This window comes from Ligilactobacillus salitolerans, from assembly GCF_003864415.1.
GTDB lineage: Bacteria > Bacillota > Bacilli > Lactobacillales > Lactobacillaceae > Ligilactobacillus > Ligilactobacillus salitolerans.
Window position 1 is genome coordinate 11608 of record NZ_BFFP01000054.1, and the last position, 562, is coordinate 12169.

Genomic DNA, 562 nt, shown 5'->3' on the forward strand with positions numbered 1-562 from the left:
GGACCGTTTGAATATGAGGTTTTGAAGCTGTTGACGATTTCGTCAAAGTGTTTGAGCAGGGTTTTATTGACTTTTTTCATTACCTCAGGCAGTTTCTGGGGCGCATTCAAGAGTTCCTTTAATAAGACTGCATTCTTGCGGTGTATAGCCAATAAAAGCTCTTGATAATACTTATAAGCCTGAGCTAGCTCAGGAGACATTTTCAAAAGCCGGTCTACAACTTCTGAATCAGTCAACAAGTCACTGCGAAAGTTAATACGCTTTTTTCGTTCGACATATTCAAGTTTATTTGAGTCTTTCATTAAAAGCTTCCAGAGGCGCTTGAGTGCGCGGCCTTCATGGGATTTTGCACCATATTGCTTCATAACTGAGATTCGGACACTGTTTAAGCCACGGTAAGCCTGATCTACGGTATGGAAGCGATCCGCAATGATCAGGGCATTGGGAAAAAGCTCTTTGATCAGCGGGCGATAAGGCGAGTACAAGTCAACAGTCACAGTTTGAACTGCCAGCCGTGCTTTACGTGGATATTGATAAAAATAGCTGCGCAGGTATGTATTAG

1 pseudogene is annotated in these 562 nt (G+C 42.7%); it reads right to left on the minus strand.

The annotated features are described in order from the left end of the window. Nucleotides 1-551: pseudogene (locus LFYK43_RS13120) on the minus strand (transposase); the annotation flags it as partial. Nucleotides 552-562 lie beyond the last annotated feature (11 nt).